Below are 21,132 nucleotides of genomic sequence, written 5' to 3' on the forward strand. Positions count from 1 at the left end.
ATATTTTACAATCTTGTTAATTCTTATTTTATTGTGAATAAAAATATATAAGGATATTTTTATCTTTTATTCTTTTGTCTACCTTTGATACACGTCAATCAATTATGGTCCTCAGTAAAATTCAAGAGGTGTCAACACATTATCTCAATTGTATCATGAATAACAGCCAACGAGAAATAATAACTGCTACAGTCCCTGTACTTAGAGCGCATGGGATAGCCTTGACCACTCACTTTTATAAAAGAATGTTTTCACATCATCCTGATTTGAAAAATATTTTCAACATGGGCAACCAAAAAACCGGTAAGCAGCAACAAGCTTTGGCCATGGCGGTGTTGGCCTATGCAGAACACATTGCAAACCCAGGTGTTTTGTTGCCCGAGCTTCACAGAATTGGTCACAAGCATGTCAGCTTGGAAATTCGGCCTGAACATTACCCAATTGTGGGTAATCATTTGATTGCCTCTATAAAGGAAGTGCTAGGAGAAGCCGCCAGTCTGGAAATTTTGGAGGCCTGGGAAATCGCTTACAATCAACTAGCCGATTTGATGATGGGGATAGAAGCTGGTATCTATAAAGATCAAACCAATAAAAAAGGTGGATGGACAGGTTGGAGGCCTTTTAGAGTAAAGGAAAAAGTTCAAGAATCCGACGAAATAACCTCTTTTTATTTGTACCCTTGCGATGGAGAAAATGTAATTTCTCATATCCCTGGCCAATTTTTAAGTCTTAGGGTATTTCTACCTGAATTGGGGTTAAATCAAGCAAGGCAATACAGTGTATCAAGTGTGCCGAATGCACATTTTTACAGAATTTCTGTCAAAAAAGAGTTCAATCCCAATTTGAACATAAATGGAATGATCAGTAATTTTCTTCATGATCATATACAAACTGGTGACTTGGTAGATCTTACTGCACCAATTGGGAATTTCACTTTAGACCCAAAAAAAGGAGTGCCGATAACCTTTATAAGCGGAGGAGTTGGCGTTACTCCTCTTATCAGTATGCTTCAGTCGCTAAGCTTTGATAAACCCAACCAAGTCTTAACATGGGTCCACGCATGCAGAAACCAGACGGTTCATGCATTCAGAGAGGATGTGAAGGCTATAGCTAAAAATCATCCTAATTTAAGTCAGCATATTTTCTACGATGCGCTGACAGCAAAAGATGAAAAGGATGGCGTGTTGCAAGGCCCATTAGACTTTAATAAAATTAAAGCATTCCCTATAGAATCACAGTACTATATATGTGGACCTGCAGGTTTTATTGCGCAGCAACACAAAGAACTCATTGCAAAAGGTGTTCCTGTAGAAGCCATTTCATTTGAGGAATTTGGTCCTCAATTGCTAAGTTTAAACTAAACCAAAAAATCGTTTTGCAGCAAACAGTATAAATCGGATCTTTCTCACTTTAAAATTAAGATCTCCGTAGCAAGCCATTTGGTTTAACGAAGTAAATGAACACGAAACAAAAAAAGCGAAACCGTTAAGATTTCGCTTTTTTTGTTTACAATCTGTATCCAGGTCTATATGTCCTATGAAGCTGTTTCTCCGCTTCAGGATCTGGGCTTGCAAATTTCTCATGCTCTGGATCCCACTTTAGTGGTCTACCTAAGTCATAAGCAATATTACCTAGATTACAAGTCGTACAGGTACTATGTCCAATTTCTACTGGAGCTATTGGGTCTTTTCTTCTTCTCACTGATTCTATGAAATCTATATGGTGCGCAGTACCAGCACCGCCTCTTAAATCTTCACCTTCCGCTATCAATGGGTACAAGGTATCATCAGAAGCTTCATAATGCGATCTGGAAACTTCTATCCATCCATCCTTGCCTACGAATTTACATCCCCTTGTTTCTTTTTTATCAAAAGGTTCTTCTGTTACAGTCACCCCATTTGAATAGATAAATGTTAAATATTTGGTGTCTTTATATCCCGCCGGAATAATTTCTATTGGACCACTTCTATCCATCCCTATAGCCCACTGAGCGATATCAAACATATGTGCGCCCCAATCTGTCGTCAATCCTCCGCCTGTCTCTTTGTACCAACGCCATGCACCCCAGACTTTTTCGTTCTCAGGAGGATTAATGGATATAGGTGGGTTTAGGTCATTGTTGAAATGAACATCTGCAGCTAGTGGCCCTAACCACATGTCCCAATTAAGACCTGCAGGTATTTCCTCCTTCGGTAAATCATAAGGTTTTGGAGGTCCGCCCACACAAGCATAAACTTTTTTAATTGTCCCTATCCTTCCCTTTTGCACCATTTTCACAGCGTGCTGGAAGTTATCAAAAGACCTTTGCATGCTTCCAGTTGCTAAAACAATGCTATTGGAACGAACTGCTTTCACCAACTCCTGCCCTTCTTTTATAGTAAAGGTCAATGGTTTCTCCAAATAAATGTCTTTACCAGCTTTACAAGCATCTATGGCCATAAGCGCATGCCAGTGATCTGGACTAGCTATGACTACAGCATCTATATCTTTTCTTGCCAAAAGGTCATGGTAATTCTCATAGACAGCAACTTCTACTGTTTTCCCCTTACCTTTATAATAATCGTTGGTTCGATTTAAAAATCTTTGCCTTTTGTCTTCATAAACATCACAGCCTGCCACTACTTCTATATTCGGTAAAGTAATAAAGCTACCAAGTAGACCATTGCTTTGCCTACCCATTCCAATGAAACCTAAACGTAATGTTTCATTGGCCTCATTTCTACTATCCGTTGATTTGCCTAAACTCACTTGTGGCAACACCCCTAACCCTGCTGCACTAAGCAGACCTGTGCCCATAAACTTTCGTCTGGACAAAGAGGATTTTTTCTTTTCAGTCATGTTATATTGGTTAATTGATTTATCTCTACTCTTAATAGCAATGATTTTTCGTATTCATTTTAAATAGCCTACTCCTTTATTCTTTCCTGACTAGTAGTTAATAAAGCATAAAACGATTTTTATTCGGATGAGTTAAAATCCTTTCTTTTTTAAAAGCAGAATGCACTTTCAAAATAAAACAAATTCAATTAACAAAAAATAATCTAAAATAGCCACCTGGGCAAAGCAGAATTCGACTTCCTGTACAGATAATAACAAAATAGGCTTATAAGATTCTGGTTATCTTTATTAACTCAAAGATGTTCTAAACTGGCGAAAAGCCGATTTTTCAAAGACACAAATTTATAATTTAAGTTGAATTGAGTTGATGTCAATTTGGGATGGAGTAACCCTACTCAAGCTTACTTTTAAAAACTTTCAGAACGCACCGTTCACACAAAATTTTGTTTGGAATTTTGACAGAAGCCTCCAGTTTTAATCAGGAGATAGAATGTCATTAAACATTGATCGATAAAAATAAAAACCTCTGAAAATGATGAATTTACGATACGAAAAATAAACCCGTAGCGAACACCACCTAAAAAGACAATGTGAAATACAAAAATAATACAACAAAATACTATTTTATATTTACAAAATTTTAACCAAAAAAAGAGTGATTTTTAATTGAATTATATAATAAAATTTCCTTAAATTTGAATTGTTAATCAATCATTCTGAATAAGGTTAAAGCAAGAATTAAGAAGTTTTATCCTTCGGCGAATTGAAAGAGTAAAAAAATAAAATTAAGCATATGAACACTTACATTTTTATATACGCAATACTCGGAGCGACTTTAGGACTATTATTTACGATCAAGGCCATTAGAAATGCTGAGGATGATCCTGAAACTTTTGATAAGTTTAAGAATGAAGGCAGGTTTCACAAACCTGCAAACTGGAGAATAGGTAAGATGCCCAAAAATAACAACAACCAAAAAGAAGATACTTTACAATTTCAGTTAGCACAACCGAAAGCAGTATACCATGAAATGCATTTAAACTAAACTGTATTTTTTTTTCATTTGACAGCAAAATTCCTATTCATTCTATTTTTTAATCCTGTGGAATTTATTAACAGCTAAAATTTTTTAGGCCTCTTTTTTAAGAGGCCTTTTTATTTTATAGTAATATTGACCGGAGTTAGCAATCCCTGAAACTTCGCATTTAAATTGTCATTTTCCGGAAGCTTTATCAAAAATACATCTTGTAAGAGGCTAGTAATTTCATCTAAGCTATGAAGCGTTTTCTTCACACTTTTCTCCTTTTTCCTATGAACAGTAAATTGATTGTTGTGAAGAGCGTACCTACCACCAAGGAAACTTCTGGCGACCATTAAATCTTTTGTGAAAACAGATTTGGGTGAAGTACAAAGGTACCAACTGACGACTTCATAATCGGGTAACATTTGAGCCTCTAACCCAAACCTATGCATCAATCTCCACGAGTCTTTTATCTTTATCTCCAAATAATAAAACCCCGAAACCAAACTAATTCGATATTGATAGTCCCCAGTATCCTGAATTCCTTCTTGCTGCAATACCAAAGGAGAAGAAAAAGAGGCAGAGCCAAATCCAACATCTAGAATATATTTCACTCCCTCCAAGTTCAGTAATAACAACATGTGGTCCCTTGGCCGAATTTCTCCTTCGCCAATTTCCCAAAATACTCTGGCTGACAAGCCTACCACATCAAACCCGATTGTATTCAATACCGCGCCGAAAAGCATGTTTTGCTCAAAACAAAATCCTCCTCTACCCTGATTAACCATTTTATTGAACACCGCTGTCAAAGTCAATTCTACAGGTATTCCCAATAATGGATCAATATTTTCAAAAGGAATGGCTTGTGGATGAAGGTTATGAAGCTTCTTTAAGGTATCAAGGCTCATTTCTGCCTTGCCTTCAAAACCAATTCGTTTGAAATAGGCCTTCAAAGAGGCATCATCCAAAGTAAGTTCTTTAAAAAGTGAAATTTTTTCTTGTTTTGAAATCATAATGACTTAAATAAATCGATTAAAATTAGCACTTTTTGAAAATAGGAAGCCAAAGATGATGAAAAATATTGCGTTAAACCCATTCCAATTGTTTTAGAAAATAAGCAAAAATCCAATCTTCTTTTCCAAATTACCCAAAACGCTGCAATCAGTCTTTCAAATTAAACGTAATTTCAAGAAAATCAATAGAATCTTCTAATAATGCTCCCAATAAATACAACCTCAGTGCAGACCCGAAATATGCAAGTGAGAACCCTTTACGTGCTGATCTGCCTCGGTGGAAAAAATCAGCCACCTCGTGGCGGTTTTCATTTTCACCACCGCAATGTTTTGCTAAAACCTCCAATCATCCTGATTTTCTTGAAATTGCAACACTTCCCGTAAACACAGGAAAGGCTTAAAAAATATTATTAACTAATATGGGTTAATTGAGCCAAGAGAATTATTTATAATCAAATCTTCAAAAGAGGTTATCACAGCCGAATCTTTTGCCTATTTCATATAAAAAAATGGAATTATCAACGATTTGCATTATATTATCCGTGTTTTTACGTTAACTTTGGTAACGTACACTTTTCCACAACCACAAGCCAATATTTTATTTGTTATGTTAAAAAATACATTTGTTGATTTATCATCTCGAAGAAAATTCTTAAAACAAACCACTTTACTTTCTGCTGGACTAGGCCTTTCAATAAGCACAGTTGAAGCCAACACCGCCATCAAAAACCCAAATGTCTCTGAAGCTCCCGTAAGAGCTGCTTTTGCAGATGGAGATATTTCTCCAGAAATTGGAATGGAAAGCCCTGGAAACTATGGCAAGAATTACCACAAAACGTTTCATGATCCCTGTAAGGTAAGGGTTTCCGCATTTCAAAGCGGTATAAAAAAAGTGGTAATTATCGGTTTCGATGCTTTAGCAGTATACCAGCCCTGGGTAGATGAGATCAAAGAAGGTATCGCTGCCAAATTTGAGATAACTAAAGAAGAAATTTTAATATCAGCTTCGCATTCTCATTCTTCTGGCCCAACTGCAATGGTTATGCCAGGGCAGTATGACCACGCTTCTCCTTTCGTTCAGGACCTTGCCTACAAACAATCATCCTGTGCGGACCCCAAATACTTGGCCTCCACCAAAGAAACGACTATAAAAACGGCGTTAAAAGCGCTGGAAGATTTGGAGGAAGTAGAAATTGGGGTGGGCAGTGGCATTGAAGATAAAGTCGCATACAATCGACGCTTTTTTATGAAAGATGGAATGACCTATACCCATCCAGGACAATTAAACCCAGATATCTCTAAAGTAGCTGGTCCAATTGATCCTGAAGTAGGTGTTATTGGAACTTGGAATAAGGCAGGTAAATGCATAGGCTGCATAGTAAATTTCGCTTGCCATTCTACCACCAACCCAGGAGGTATTTCAGCCAATTGGGTATACTATATGGAACAAACTATAAAAGGAGCATTAGGCAAAGAATGTATAGTAGTCTTTCTCCAAGGAGCAAGTGGAGATGTGACCCAAGTCAATAACCGTAACCCGAATAAAAACAGGGCTGGTGAAGATTGGGCTAGATTTGTAGGAGCCAATGTTGGGGCAGAAGCAGTTAAAATACTGTTGTCCATCCCTAGAAGCACCAGCTTTCCTATTTCTACCTCAAGAGAATTTATTAACATCAAAAGAAGGATGCCTTCTGAAGAAAAAGTTAGTAAAAGTATGGCTATGGTTAAGAAAAGACCTGAAGAAGTGGGGAAAACCGACTGGGTTTTTGCTAAGGAAACAGTAATGCTTGATAGCTTCGGAAAACAACACCCTACGCATACTGTAGAAATTCAAGCCATACAGCTCGGACCTGTTGTGCTTATAAGTAACCCCGCAGAATTTTTCTGTGAACTTGGTCTTAAAATAAAAGCAGGAAGTCAATTCCCACTCACCTTCCCTGTTAGCATGGCCAATGACTGCGTTGGTTATGTTCCAACACTAGAAGCCTTCTCTTTAAATGGTGGCGGCTACGAAACCCGGCTTACCTCATACAGTAATTTAGAAATTACGGCAGGCAACCAAATTGTTGACCAAAGTCTAAAACTCATTGAACCCCTTAAACCTGGTCCTTTACCCGATTTCCAAAAAGCACCTGTCTTTAATGGGGAGCCTTGGAATTATGGAAATGTTCCACCTGAAATTCGATAAACCACTTCTCATGTATTGCAAATTAAAAAATCATAATAACTTGTTAAACTACCTTATATCCTCAAGGAATTGGTCTATTGCGACTTGTTTCGCTTTGTTAGTGGCTTGTCAACAGGAAAAAACAGTGGTGGATTCTCCTCCAAAATTTGAAATCCAAGAGAATCCTGTCAATTCCCCTCAATATACTTATAAAGATTCTTCTGCATTAAAGATTTCAATGGCGGCTTTCCAGTTAGAACCTGGACTACAAATAGATTTAATAGCTGCAGACCCTTTGGTAGCGGATCCGTCAGCGTTTGCCTTTGATGAAGAAGGCATACTTTATGTTGCTGAAAACACTGGTTACCCAGATCCTATGGATGGAAAGAAACCAGATACATTAGGGAAAATATCCAGATTAGTGGACAGCGATGGAGATGGAAAATACGATCAACGAAGTGTCTTTGTAGAAGGACTCACCTACCCAAATGGCATTATGGCCTGGAAAGGTGGGGTGTTTGTAACTTGTGCACCACATATTTATTACTTCAAAGACACTACTGGTGATGGTAAAGCAGACATTAAAGAAATCGTACTCACTGGTTTTAACGCCAACAGAACTGCTCAAATCCGAACCTCCCACCCTACCTTAGGGCTAGATGGCTGGATATATGTCACCAGTGGTTTAAATGGTGGTGAGGTCTATTCACCTGCTCACCCTGAAAGAAAGCCTGTCTCATTTAATGGTGCAGATGGCAGATTTAATCCTGAAACGTTTGAATTTCAGTTGAGAGGCGGGAAAAGTCAATTCGGACTTGCGTTTGATGCTTTTGGTAGAAGATATGGATCAAGCAATAGACATCCATTACAGCACATCGTAATGGAACCTGATCAATTAAGTAATAACCCCAACTTGCTTTTCAATAAAACAATTGAGGATGTATCACCAGCGGAAGCGGAAGGATTTGTTTACCCTATAAGTAAAAGCATTACTACCGCAGATTATATCCCTAAATTAATGGGCTTATCGCATCAAGGTACTTTTACCTCTGCTTGCGGGACCTTAATTTTTGAAAGTCAAGGGTTGCATGAAGCACATAAAGGCAATGCTTTTATTTGTGAGCCAGCTCAAAACCTGGTTCAAAGGCAATCGGTCAAAAACAATGGCGCCACTTTTATCTCTGAAAGGGTTCATGAAGATTTTGAATTTTTATCTTCTTCAGATTCTTGGTTCAACCCAGTTTTCTTATCCCACGGACCTAAGGGAGCAATGTATTTGGCCGACATGTATCGAAAAGTTATCGATCACCCCTCTTACGTACCAGAAGAAACCAGAGGAGCACTTGATTTTGAAAGTGGCAAAGGCAAAGGTAAAATTTACAGAATTACTAGAGACAATTTTGAATACAATACTGTAGAGACAGTATTCCCTACTTCCTCGGAAGCAAGTATGGATATGCTAACCACAGCACTTTCATCTAACGATGAGTGGGAAAGAAATACAGCATTTAGATTGGTACTGGAAAAAATGCCACAGGAAGCAATTGCTCCGCTTAAAGCGCTGGCCTTGTCTGACACATCAATTGAAGGTAAGGTGAAGGCCATATGGTTATTGTACCATTTCGATGCTTTGGATGAAAAGATGCTTTCCACTATCTATGATGACAATGGCCCAAACATTAGAGAACAGATCATTGCGATAATCGGTTTGAAATCAAACATTACAGATCAATTGGCCAGCAATTTAATAAAAGGAGCTACAGATGCAGCCCCAAGGGTACGTTACATGACTGCACTTACCTTTGGTGGCGACAATAAAAAGGAATGGCTGCCTTACTTAGCTGAAATAGCTCAAAAAGACGCATCAGACCCATGGACTAGGGCTGCTGTAATGACTGCACTAAAAGGCCAGGAAATCTCTTTCTTAAACATTTTGAAAACTGAAAAGAAAGAAGTTACTTTTTCACAACTACCAATGTGGTCTGAGTTAGGGGAACTAATCGGTAGTTCCGTTTCAGCTAAAGAATTGACAGACCTGATCGACTCGTCTATCAATAGCGAATGGGACAACCGCACTTTCTCATTACTACTTGGCCTTTTAAAAGGCAGTGAAAGACATATTAAAGGCAGCGAAAAAAATTATTTGGATGCCTATACCAAATCCGAAGAACAATTGGATGCTTTGATTCAGGAAACTACAAAAAGAGCTTCTACGGCTGAAGACAGTTTGACTTCCAGGATTCAGGCTACAGCATTATTAAGTTATTTTTCACCAGGCGAGACAGAAGCTTCCTTAAAGGAATTATTATCCCCAAACAATCCACCGGAAATTCAATTGGCAGCGATTCAATCCTTAGGCAACTTAAACAGTGTGGATGCAGGGGAAATCCTTATAGAAACGAATGCGTGGAAAGCTTATACTCCTAAAACGAAAGGAGCTGTAATTGCCACCATGGTTTCCAGACCAATTCTTCGCGACCAATTGTTGAAGGCTATTGAGCAAAGCAAAATCAACCCTGCTGAAATCTCCTCTTCAACAAGGCTTTCTTTAATGAAAGCAAGTGACTCAAATGTGAGATCACGTGCAGAAGATCTTTTCAAGGAATTGGAATCAGGAGGTAGGATGAAGGTATATGAGGAACACAAGAGAATTCTGGATATAAAAGGCAATGCAGCTAACGGTGCAGGTATCTTTAAATTAAACTGCGCTACCTGCCATACTTACGCAGGCGAAGGAGGAGACGTAGGCCCAGATTTATCCGGCATTAATAACCAGCCAGCATTGGCCTTGCTACTACATACGATCGTACCAAATTATGAAGTGTTCCCGGGTTATCAGGCAATTACGGTTACCACTCATGAGGGCAAACAAGTAACTGGTAGAATTGCGGCAGAATCTGCCAATTCGTTAAGTTTAAGGACTGCTTATGGCACGGAGGAAAACATCCTGCGTACTCAAATAAAAAGCATACAAAACCCTGGGCTTTCATTGATGCCGAATGGTTTGGAGCAAAACATGACTGATCAAGAAATGGCAGATCTATTGGCTTACTTGAAGGGAGCTAAATAAAAATTGACTCAAATTAATTGTTCCCCATAAGTATCCTCAAAGCGGTAGTGATAATATTGTCCTCACCCTTTGCTGTACTTATGGGGTTTAAATCTACCCTAACATCAGCAAGAACCCCATCCTCAATCTGTCTCCCCTCCATATCAATGGTTTGAGTACCTGAAAATCTATAAGTCCAGCCATTAATCAATTCTCCATAGACAGGTATACCCCCACCACCGCCGGTCTGATCCCCCACTATGGTCACCTGAGGCAATTCTTTCATCATTTGAGCAAAAAAAGTGGTAGCACTATAAGACCTCCTATTGGTAAGAACAATTACTGGTCCACTGTAAACATTATCTCCAGCAGGGACAGTTATTTCCTCCCAGGTAGAAAAATCATCCATGCCGATGCCATTTTTTATTCTTTTTCGGGCTACCGGAACCTCACTATCAGTAAAAGCTGAAGCAAGGGTATAGGCATTTCCAAGACTGCCGCCTCCATTGTTCCTCACATCTATAATGATACCACGTCCTAGTTTGGCTCTTTCTAAAACTACTTGCAAGTTACTTTCGGCTATTTTTTGAGAAAATGAGCGGTAATTCACATAAAGCACATCATTAATAAACTGATGTTTTAAAGGTCCACTGATCCAAAAATCCCGACGGAGATAGTTTTTATCAATAATATTTTGATCGTAATTGTCTGGATAATCCTGGTACCATTCCCAATTCCTACTGTTGTCAAATCCCGCAGACAAGTTTACATGACCGTCTCTTAATTCAAACAACATGCTTGCTAGAACATCAAATAAATTTACAGAACCCATATCGCTGGTTATTTTTGCTCTATAAGTTGTTCTTATATTTTCCCAGTCAATGTCCTTGTGTTCAAAAAACGAATACCTTTCTTTTACATCTTTCCAAAGGCTATCAAAAATATCTAAAGGTTCGGTTTTAGGATCTTCCGGGATTACCCAGGCGTCACAGGACGAAAACAAAAGCACTATTATTAAGCAGAAATTAATCCTATTTACCATAACCTAACATTTAATATCAGATCGACGGAATGATCCAATCGATAAACGCTCTTAATACCAGAAAGTTTAGTATAATTGGCCTGGTACCTAAGACCTAGTTTATTGCCCGTAGGGAGTTCCCAAAAAAGGGAAGAAGAAAAATTCAAATCCAAATCTCTAAGAGGAACAAATGGGCTGACAGTATTAAAAAAATTATCGGTTAAGGATTTATCGGTTTGGTAGTTCTCTGGCTCAGCTCCTATATACCCTGATTTGACCTGAATTCCCAATAACTGCCAATTGGCCATGTTTTGCCAGAGAAAAGACTTTTTCTTCCATTCAAATGGCAAAAGGTGTTTGGCTACAGGTCCTAAACCGCTGAAATAATCATAGCGGAAACTATAATTACTAAATTGGTTATGTCTTCTTATATGCATGGTGTTCTTATTGGCCCAGCCATATTGGAACCCTTTGGAGCTAGTTTTTAATTTATGATAAAAGGTGAGTGTCGTAAGATTTACCCCCATTTCATTCATCGTGCCACCGGGTTTATTGGCCAATACGCCATAGGAAAAATCTCCTTGAATCAAATGTGTTTTATTCTTCTTACGTAGAACAAAACCTACAGAACTTGTAGATTTATTGCCTTTGTAATTCAATAAAGAGAAACCTTCATCTTTACTGGACATTGACTGGATACCTGTGGACAACCATACATCGCCTAAACTCTGACCATTACTATTGTAAACTAAAAATAACCAGCAGAGGAAAAAGAAGGATAGGCTATGGTATATCTTTAGCATTAAAATTTATTTAACAATTGAGGAACACAAATTACAATTAAATTTGAATTTCCGAGATAGTCTCTCACCAAAAAGAAGGAAATAAATATAATTTAACTAATTTTAAGGATTAATTTTTTAACTAAATTTTTAAACAAATGTTCATGAAAAATGCACTATTAATCTCTCTTTTTATAATAGTTAGCAATGGTATCTCTATCGCGCAGCAGAATTATTTTGGAGTACAAAACAGCAAGAGAAAAGGCATGATCAATGCCAAGATGAATCCCGCTGAAATCAACAATCTTAGCAAAAAGGTAGAAGTTTCACTTTTTTCAATTAATGCAGGTGTAGACAATAATGTACTTTCTGCTCAAGACATTATCGACAACCCAGATGTTTTTGATAATATTTTTGATAACGTAGAAGAACCAGTTAACCTACGGACAGATGTTTCGGTAATGGGACCTGCAGTTGGTCTAAGGTTTGATAAATGGTCCTTTGGTATTACTACAGAAGTCAAAGCTAAGGTGGATATAATAGACTTTAACCCTGAACTAGGCAATTCAATTATTCAAAACGCAAATGAAAACAATGTTCAAACATCCATTAATATACCTGAAAACCAACGGATCAATGCTTCAGGATGGATGGAACTTGGATTCATTGTAGGAAGAAAAATTCTGGATACTGATTTTCATACTTTGTCGGTAGGTGGAAATTTTAAATTGCTTTTCCCAGGAAGCTATTCCAATTTTGGAGTAGACAAATTAAAAGCAACAATTATTCATTCTGAGGATGAAACTTTAATAACAGATGCAATCGGAAGCCTTAATCTTTCTTATGACGAAAGGTGGGAAAATGAAGATGGCTTTGACCTACAAGATGATTTATGGCGGGGGTTTAATCCCGGAGGACTGGGAGTAGACCTGGGTGTTAATTATATGATTAAAAAGGACAATGATCCTCTCTTAAATATCGGTTTGTCCGTAAAAAACCTCGGCAGTATGGGTATGGGATCCAACCAACGACACAAAAATTATGCTGTAAACATCCCACAGAATGAATATTTCAGAATTGATAACCTTGATGGGAATGTAGAAGAAATAGAACAGCAACTTGTAGATTCAGGCTATTTTACAATAAACGATGCCGATTCCGATATAAGGGTTAATTTACCAAGAACGATGTCTGCATATTTAGAATTTAGCCCTGTAAAAACCTTCCAAATCTCCCTTTATGGTCAAAAAAGAATTAATAATGAAAGTAATAATATTAATTTAAGCGCTGCTGATTTAATAGTAATTACGCCAAGGCTTGTGTTAGGTAAATTTGAATTGTATTCACCATGGATGCAACACCAAATCTCTAATTTCACAGGAGGTTTAGGGTTCCAATACGGTGGCTTTTTCATTGGCAGCAATTCGGTAATCACTAACCTAATAAAGAATGATAGTCATAGAGCAGACATTCATTTGGGTTTATCATGGGGATTTGGATCATAAATTAGTGTTTTCTTCCACTTCTTCAATGTTTGAATTCATCATTGCTTTGGCCTTGACTAGCCATTAGCGTTTCTATTTAAGTAATGAAATCGTTATTTTATTATTAGGGATTTAAAAGGTTAAAATGTTTTTCTGGCAATAAACTTGCTTATTATAGCAGGTGTGAATGCTCTTTGCTACCGTGTTTTTTTATAATTCCCGTAGTACAAAGTCACACTATGATACAAAGCCTTTTTACCAATCTCCAAATGACTTTCAAATGGAAGGTCTCAATGGATTTTCCTATTGATAAATGGGGCTTTCATAAAATGAATTATTATATTGGAACATCTTAAAAGATCAATAACCACATTTCACACCCATGTTAACTAACGAACTCGAAAATAGAATAAAAGCCCAAGGCATGCCACTGGGAATAGTTGAAGAACAAATCAAAAACTTCAAAGATGGTTTTCCTTTTTTAGACATCGATCATGCAGCAAAAATCGGTGATGGTATTCTTGAATTAAATGATGCTGAGCTTCAAAAAGCATTAAAAGATTACAATGAAAAGTCCAAGGATAAAATTATTGTGAAATTTGTACCCGCAAGTGGTGCTGCAAGTAGAATGTTTAAAAACCTTTTTAGCTTTTTAGAAAAGGGAGACAACAGCTTTGAAAGTGATGACTTTGCAAAAACCTTCATTTCTGAAATCAAATCTTTTGCTTTTTATCAGGATCTAGACAACAGCTTAAAAAAAGCAGGTACAAGTATTTCAAAAGCCATTGATGAGAAAAAGTACGGCCTTATTGTCCAACATCTACTAGATGATGATCACCTTTCCTATGGCAGTTTGCCAAAGGGTCTGTTAAAGTTTCATCAATATACTGACGGAAGCAGAACCCCAGTGGAAGAACATTTTGTAGAGGGCGCTCAGTACGGAGTTGGCAAAGACAATACGGTAAGGCTTCATTTTACTGTTTCTCCAGAACACCAATTGAAGTTTGAAGAAAAGGTGGCTGAGGTTCAACCAAAAATGGAGAAGGCATTTGGAGTAAAATTCGAGATCAGCTTTTCGCAGCAAAAAAAATCTACCGACACTATTGCTGTAGGGCTAGACAATAATCCTTTTGGTGAGGACAACGGTGAACTATTGTTTAGGCCTGCAGGTCATGGCGCATTGCTGGAAAACCTGAATGAAATTGAGGCTGACCTGGTGTTTATAAAAAACATTGACAATGTAGTTCCGGATCGTTTAAAGGACACTACTACTACCTATAAGCAGGCAATTGGTGGATTGCTAATAAAAGCGCAAGACAAAACTTTTTCAGCCCTCGAAGAATTAGACAATAAAATCACTGATAAGTCTGTTAGTCAAGCAGAGGAAGTATTTACTAAAGTGATTGGCGGGAAATTAGCCCCCTCTTATGACGCTAAAAGCCTGGATGAAAAAGCGTCTTGGCTTAGAGAAAAGCTCAACCGCCCTATGAGGGTTTGTGGCATGGTGGAAAATACTGGAGAACCAGGAGGTGGACCTTTTTGGGTTAAAGATTCTGACGGAAGTTTGTCCCTTCAGATTGGTGAAACAGCCCAATTAAATCTTGAAGACAAAACGCAGGAAGCTCACTTTAAATCCTCCACGCATTTCAACCCTACTGATTTGGTGTGTGGTATAAGGGATTATAAAGGAAAAGCTTTTAACCTTATGGAATACCGAGACCCTAAAACCGGATTTATAACACACAAATCAAAAAGCGGCAGAGATTTGAAAGCGCAGGAACTACCAGGTCTGTGGAACGGTTCCATGGCCAACTGGAACTCGATTTTTGTAGTGGTGCCATTGATAACCTTTAATCCTGTTAAAACCATCAATGACTTGCTTCGGGACGTTCACCAATAATCACTGAAGGAAATGTTCTTTCATTTACCTTTTCTTACAATATTTTCACACGAGATTATGAACTTAGCCAGTACTAATAAAATTTTGACCCTCTTCCTTTTGAGCATCTTGTTTCAGCTTCCTTCACTGGCGCAAGTTGGTGTGGGAACAGAAGCACCTAAGGATGCAGATCAATTGTTTAACGGTAAAAAACGTGCCCTACACAAAAACTGGACCTACTGGGAAGGCCCTAGAATTGCAGCTCAACTTCCTATCAAATGGGAAATTGTTCCTGATCCTGTAGACAAAGGAGAAACGGTAAGTGCCAACGATCCTTCAGGTGCTGGTGGCAAATATGGTGCAGCAGATATCGTCACAAAAAAGAAATACACAGATTTTAGACTTCATGTGGAATTTCTAATAAAAAACGAAGGTGGCAACAGCGGCGTATACCTACAAAATCGCTATGAAATTCAAATCTTGGATGGAGATAGCACTACCCATGGAATGGCAGCCATAATCAATGAAAAAGCTGCTCCTTATGAAATTTACAATGGTGTTGGCAAATGGAATGCCTATGACATCAAATTTAGAGCTGCGCGATTTGATGAAAATGGTAAATTGAGTGAAAAAGCAATGACCACTATCTATTTCAATGGTCAAAAGATTCATGAAAACGTATCCATACAGAAAGTATGGGGAGGACCAAATTCTGGCATCGATGGAGGAAGAGATGGTGGTGAAGGCATTACCAATCGTCCTGGAGGAATTAAGCTTCAAGCCGAAGGACATGAAGTGCTATTCCGAAACATTTGGATAGAGAGATTAAAACTGGAAAAAGCCGACACGGACTTTTAAGCAAAATTCAAAAGCATCTTTCGAAATTATCGGAAGATGCTTTTTTTTGACCTTCACATTAATCCACTAAATATATTTTAGCCATCTAATCTTTTGGTAATAAAGATTGGCAATATTTTTGAGCTAAAGGCAAATAAAACTACTATGAATTTTAAAAAGATTTTTGGACCATTTCTTTCGATATTAGGATTAGGAGCACTAATATATGGAGCTTATTTATTTTTAGTTCCTGAAAATGGAGATTGGAAAATCATTACAGTAAGCCTCGTTCTGGGCTTTGTTTTTTTCAGTTCTGGATTAGGCTTATTGAAAACAATGAAGGACGAAAGTTGATTATCAATTAATGTCAACCCCCTCTTTTACGAGGGCTATCTTATTCAAGGTCGGCATTAGATAAATTTATAAGCATGTTTTATAAACTAATAACATTTAGCAATTTAAGTGTATCAAATAATTCACCTCAAATTGAAATGTCCTTAAAGTCTGCACCTGCTCCTTCCCCCAAAATTTTAGACCATGCATTTATACGGTAAATAGACCTGAAGTCGACTTATAAGTTCAATCCATACCCATAAATTAGGTAAAAATTTTACCTTTCATATAATGAAAGCAATTTTTCATTGATTGTTTAGAGAATAAATCTTAAGTTAACAAGATTATTTACCCTTCATTTTCAATCAATTAATGAAAACCCAATATCTAATCTTTAGCCTAATTGCACTCCTATTTTTTGCCTGCGAAAGTGGAAATCAACAAAATGGCAGAACAGATACCCAAAAAGAACCTACAGATGCTTATATAGAAGAAGAAGCTGATCCTATCTACGCTGAACATGTAAGGTCTACGGCTTTTCAGCATCCAGAAGAAGAGAAAAATGATTTCATCCTGCCTCCTGGCTTTGAAATCACCCTTTTTGCCTCAGAACCTGATATCACCAAGCCTATTAATATGGCATTTGATGAAAAAGGTAGGCTGTGGGTTTCTCAATCATCTGAATATCCTATTAAAGCGGGGCCTGGTAAAGGTACTGACCGGATTAGTATACTGGAAGACACCAACAAAGATGGAAAGGCGGATAAAATTACAGATTTCGCCAACGATTTAAATATTCCCATTGGCATACAACCTGTCAAAGGTGGAGCCATAGCCTTTAGCATCCCCAACCTATATAGGTTTTATGACACCAATGCTGATGATATTGCGGACAAAAGAGAGGTTATCTTAGGGCCTTTTGAGACCAAAGATACCCACGGCATGGTCAACAATCTTTTCAGAGGAATGGATGGTTGGATGCATGCATCCCATGGATTTAGCAATGTCTCTACAGTCTCCGGAAAGGATGGGGACGCTATAAAAATGACATCTGGTAATACTTTTCGATTTACCTTGGATGGGCAGCATGCAGAGAAAACAAGTGACGGCAGGATCAACCCATTTGGTTCAGACCTCGACAAGTGGGGCTACCATTACTCTGCGGATTGCCATACTTTGCCTATTTACCAGATCATAAGAAATGGCAATTACACCCAATGGGGAAAACAAGAGCCGAATATGGGGCATGCCCCTACTATGATGGACTATGGGCTTAATTCCACCGCTTTGTCCGGACTCGTCTACTATACAGACAACCAGTTTCCAACCGAGTACCAAAACAGTTTTTATTCTGGTGATGTAGTTACATGCAGGATCAGTAGGAGTACAATTACATTTAATGGTTCCAGCCCAAAAGCCAGTAGAAAGGCTGATTTTTTAGTTAGCAAAGACCCTTGGTTTAGACCTGTAGACATTAAGATTGGGCCGGATGGCGCCATGTATATAGCAGATTTTTACAACAGTATTATAGGCCATTACGAAGTCCCACTCAATCATCCTGAGCGAGATAGAAACAGTGGTAGAATCTGGAAAATCACTTATAAGGGTCAGGTAAAAACACCACTAGATTGGTCAACAGTCAACCTTGACATTCTAATCGAAAAATTAAACGACCCTATCCTTCAGACGAGAATGATGGCTACGGATGAATTGGTGGATCGTTTTAAGGATTCAGCAATACCTGCCTTAGTGAAATTAGAAACAGATGGAAATACCTCCAATATTCAGAAGGTTCAGGTGCTATGGGCTTTGTTTAGACTTGATGCTCTAAAGGACAATGTGCTTAAAAAAGCACTATTAGATGAAGAGGAACTTGTGCGGGTTCATGCCCATAGAATTTTGGGAGAATACCATGATTTAGACAAGGAGAAACTGGAATGGTTAAAAAATGGATTAAAGGATGAAAGTGCTCACGTAAAAAGAGTAGCTGCCGAAACCTTAATTAGAAATCAAAACACTACCATGGTTTCTCCCATCTTGAAAGCACTACAAGAGGTGGATGAAGCGGACAGTCATTTAATATATGCTTTAAAATACGCCTTATATCAACATGCACAAAATCCCAAAATAGCGACCGAGATGGCAGCAGAGGATTGGACGCTGGAAGAAAAAAAATTAGTCGCTTTGGTATTTTCCGATACAAAATCGAAAACATCAGGAGAATTCTTATTCAAATACCTACAAAACAATGAACTTCCAGAAAATTCATTCTTGGCTTATTTAACGTCAATAGCAAGAGACCTACCAGCATCAAGGGTGGAAGCAATAATTGCGCTTGCAAGAGAAAAAGGAGCCGAAATCCCTGATTTCAAAAAAGCAATGGCTTTGAATAATGGCGTAAAACAACAAGGAAAGGACCTACCTCCTGCACTAAATACTTGGAATCAATATTTAAGCAGTGAAATTTTCCAAAAAATATCCACCAATAAAATCGGTAAAACAGAAAATGATTTGGATGAATTAAAATTCGCAATTCAAATGGTAGGCTTACTAAAAGCAGACAAAAATATTGCCCAATTAAAGGAATTGATAAGCAACCGTCAGGAAGAAGAAGAACTTAGAATCCTAGCTGCTGATGCCTTAATGGAAATTGCTCCTCAAACACAAGTTGGCTTTTTGGAGAGCTGGTTGAAAGATGGCAACAGCAGCATAGGCTTTAGGAAGAAAATGGCAGAAGCCATTGCCAAAGCAAGCGTTCAACAGTCTTTTGCGGCTTTGGTAAATGGTACTATGAACGCGCCTATGGAATTACAGGAAACCATATCTATTCAACTTGCGACCAACAATACTGGAAAAAATCAATTACTAAAGTTAATCAAAGAGGGGCATGCACCTGCAAGGGTTTTAAAGTCCAGGCAGGTGGAAGAAAGGTTTCTCTCGGGAGCGAGTGAAAAGCAAAAATCAGCTTTTGATGAATTAACTAAAAATTTACCGCCAATAAGTGATGAAAAACAGGCACTGATTGCACAAAGAACAGAAAGTTACCAAAGCGACTCTTCCCAACTTGGCGCTGGGAAAACATTGTTTCAACAAAACTGCGGAATTTGCCACAGCATTGGAGAAGAGGGAGGAATGATTGGACCACAACTAGATGGGGTAGGCAATTGGGGGCTCAATGCCCTTGCAACAAAGGTACTGGATCCCAATAGAAATATTTCGGAAAACTTCCGCACCTACTCAATCAATCTAAAAAACGGGCAAACAATGTCTGGTTTATTCAGAAGGGAAGATGGACAGGTTTTGATAATGGCCGATCAATCAGGTAAGGAATTCACGATCGCCAAAAAAGACATCGATGAGCAGATCCCTTCAAATATAACCTTAATGCCAGATCATTTTGGGAGCTCACTCAGTCAACCTCAGTTCAATGGTTTAATGACCTATTTACTAAGCCTTCGATAAAATGTCAAAATCAACCAATTTACTTCTTTGCGCTCTGCTACTCGTTTTTTATACTTGCCCTACCTCTAGCTATGCCCAATCCTCAAAAATAACCTTCAAAAAACATGTGCTCACTACTCAATTCCTTGCCGAAGGAGCTGCCGTAGGCGATGTGAATCAGGACGGTTTAATGGATGTTATGGCTGGGGCCTATTGGTTTGAGGCACCAGCCTGGAAGCCCCACGAATTGGAAACACCTCAGCTATTTGAATACGATAAAGGCTACAGCAATGCATTTATCAGTCATGGAATGGATGTAAACATGGACGGCTGGATAGATTTTGTAAGGATAGGATTTCCGGGTGAAGCCGTTCTTTGGTTTGAAAATCCTAAGAATGAACCCGGTTTATGGGAGGTTCACACCATTTGCCCCGCTTTGGGAAATGAATCTGCTGGTTTTTTTGACATCGACAAAGATGGTAGGAAAGATTTGGTAGGGAGTATTCCGGACTCAGGTGAAATGGTATGGTACAAGGCACCTTCCGACCCTGACAATTTAGTCTGGGAAAAATTCACTATAAGCGAAAAAGAAAGCCCTGGTACGGCCAAATATGCACACGGCTTAGGCTTGGGTGACCTCAATAGTGACGGGAATTCAGACTTAATTATAACCGAAGGTTGGTGGGAATCGCCAGAAATTCCAACCACAGGACTATGGAAATTTCATTCGGTAGATTTAGGAGAGCCGGCTGCCCAAATGTATGCACAAGATCTAAATGGGGATGGTAAGGCTGAAGTAATATCTTCGGCAGCACATCAACTTGGCATTTGGTGGCATGCCCAACAGCCAACAGGAGCTTGGAAAACGTACCTCATTGACACAAGTTTTTCTCAAACACACGGATTGGAATTGGTGGATATCAATGGAGATGGGAATAAGGACCTGGTAACAGGTAAACGTTATTTTGCTCACATGGGCAAAGATCCAGGTGGAAAAGAGCCCCCTCTCCTTGCATGGTATGAATACTTGCCAGGCAAATCACCAAGATGGACCAAACATATAATTGATGACAATTCAGGTGTAGGTGTTCAGGTAATTGTTACAGATTTTTTTGGTAATGATCGAATGGACATTATTGTGGCCAATAAAAAGGGAGTCTTCGTATTTGAGCAACTGGCCAATTAATCCTTAAGAAGGATCGTTTCTTCAAGGAGGAAGGCAGGGCATAATACTAGAAATCAATCTTGTATCCCTAGCAAAACGAAC

At 38.4% G+C, this 21,132-nt stretch carries 14 protein-coding genes; 10 read left to right on the forward strand and 4 right to left on the reverse strand.

The features are described from left to right. The first annotated feature begins 155 nt into the window (after positions 1-155). Positions 156-1,361 (forward strand): NO-inducible flavohemoprotein, encoded by a 1,206-nt coding sequence (gene hmpA, locus AAC073_RS16940; RefSeq protein WP_339924985.1) that lies wholly within the window; start codon positions 156-158, stop codon positions 1,359-1,361. 145 nt (positions 1,362-1,506) lie between these two features. Here the strand turns inward: hmpA and AAC073_RS16945 are convergent, their stop codons facing one another. Continuing rightward, complete coding sequence (locus AAC073_RS16945) at positions 1,507-2,838, reverse strand: Gfo/Idh/MocA family oxidoreductase (RefSeq protein WP_339924986.1); 1,332 nt, start codon at positions 2,836-2,838, stop codon at positions 1,507-1,509. Positions 2,839-3,631: 793 nt separating this feature from the next. On the opposite strand from AAC073_RS16945, the gene AAC073_RS16950 reads away from it, so the two are divergent. Continuing rightward, positions 3,632-3,883 carry a hypothetical protein gene (locus AAC073_RS16950; protein WP_339924987.1) on the forward strand — a complete coding sequence of 84 codons (252 nt, stop codon included), beginning with the start codon at positions 3,632-3,634 and terminating at the stop codon, positions 3,881-3,883. A gap of 110 nt (positions 3,884-3,993) precedes the next feature. Here AAC073_RS16950 and AAC073_RS16955 read toward each other — a convergent pair whose 3' ends face one another. Then, entirely contained in the window at positions 3,994-4,872 is an 879-nt protein-coding gene (locus AAC073_RS16955; protein WP_339924988.1) for an arylamine N-acetyltransferase, read from the reverse strand. A gap of 607 nt (positions 4,873-5,479) precedes the next feature. Here AAC073_RS16955 and AAC073_RS16960 point away from each other — a divergent pair. Together AAC073_RS16960 and AAC073_RS16965 are read left to right on the forward strand one after the other, a co-directional pair. Further along, a complete protein-coding gene (locus AAC073_RS16960) occupies positions 5,480-7,060 on the forward strand; it encodes a hypothetical protein (protein WP_339924989.1) in 1,581 nt (526 codons plus the stop codon). Positions 7,061-7,070: 10 nt separating this feature from the next. Then, a complete protein-coding gene (locus AAC073_RS16965) occupies positions 7,071-10,109 on the forward strand; it encodes a PVC-type heme-binding CxxCH protein (protein ID WP_339924990.1) in 3,039 nt (1,012 codons plus the stop codon). A gap of 13 nt (positions 10,110-10,122) precedes the next feature. Here the strand turns inward: AAC073_RS16965 and AAC073_RS16970 are convergent, their stop codons facing one another. Together AAC073_RS16970 and AAC073_RS16975 are read right to left on the reverse strand one after the other, a co-directional pair. Continuing rightward, positions 10,123-11,130, reverse strand: a complete 1,008-nt coding sequence (locus tag AAC073_RS16970; RefSeq protein ID WP_339924991.1) for a S41 family peptidase — start codon at positions 11,128-11,130, stop codon at positions 10,123-10,125. After that, complete coding sequence (locus AAC073_RS16975) at positions 11,124-11,912, reverse strand: hypothetical protein (RefSeq protein ID WP_339924992.1); 789 nt, start codon at positions 11,910-11,912, stop codon at positions 11,124-11,126. The genes AAC073_RS16970 and AAC073_RS16975 overlap by 7 nt, the downstream gene beginning before the upstream one ends. Before the next feature lie 143 nt (positions 11,913-12,055). Between AAC073_RS16975 and AAC073_RS16980 the strand changes: the two genes are divergently transcribed. From AAC073_RS16980 to AAC073_RS17005, 6 genes are all read left to right on the forward strand, one after another. Next, positions 12,056-13,396: a DUF5723 family protein gene (locus tag AAC073_RS16980; protein ID WP_339924993.1), complete on the forward strand. Its 1,341-nt coding sequence runs from the start codon at positions 12,056-12,058 to the stop codon at positions 13,394-13,396. Between the two features lie 361 nt (positions 13,397-13,757). Further along, positions 13,758-15,275, forward strand: a complete 1,518-nt coding sequence (locus AAC073_RS16985; protein WP_339924994.1) for a DUF4301 family protein — start codon at positions 13,758-13,760, stop codon at positions 15,273-15,275. A 57-nt stretch (positions 15,276-15,332) separates the two neighbouring features. Continuing rightward, positions 15,333-16,112: a DUF1080 domain-containing protein gene (locus AAC073_RS16990; protein WP_339924995.1), complete on the forward strand. Its 780-nt coding sequence runs from the start codon at positions 15,333-15,335 to the stop codon at positions 16,110-16,112. A 144-nt stretch (positions 16,113-16,256) separates the two neighbouring features. Then, positions 16,257-16,445, forward strand: a complete 189-nt coding sequence (locus AAC073_RS16995) for a hypothetical protein (RefSeq protein WP_339924996.1) — start codon at positions 16,257-16,259, stop codon at positions 16,443-16,445. Positions 16,446-16,796: 351 nt separating this feature from the next. Continuing rightward, positions 16,797-19,886 carry a PVC-type heme-binding CxxCH protein gene (locus tag AAC073_RS17000; protein WP_339924997.1) on the forward strand — a complete coding sequence of 1,030 codons (3,090 nt, stop codon included), beginning with the start codon at positions 16,797-16,799 and terminating at the stop codon, positions 19,884-19,886. Between the two features lies 1 nt (position 19,887). Further along, positions 19,888-21,051: a VCBS repeat-containing protein gene (locus AAC073_RS17005; protein ID WP_339924998.1), complete on the forward strand. Its 1,164-nt coding sequence runs from the start codon at positions 19,888-19,890 to the stop codon at positions 21,049-21,051. Positions 21,052-21,132 lie beyond the last annotated feature (81 nt).

It is taken from the genome of uncultured Cyclobacterium sp. (assembly GCF_963977555.1).
Classification (GTDB): domain Bacteria; phylum Bacteroidota; class Bacteroidia; order Cytophagales; family Cyclobacteriaceae; genus Cyclobacterium.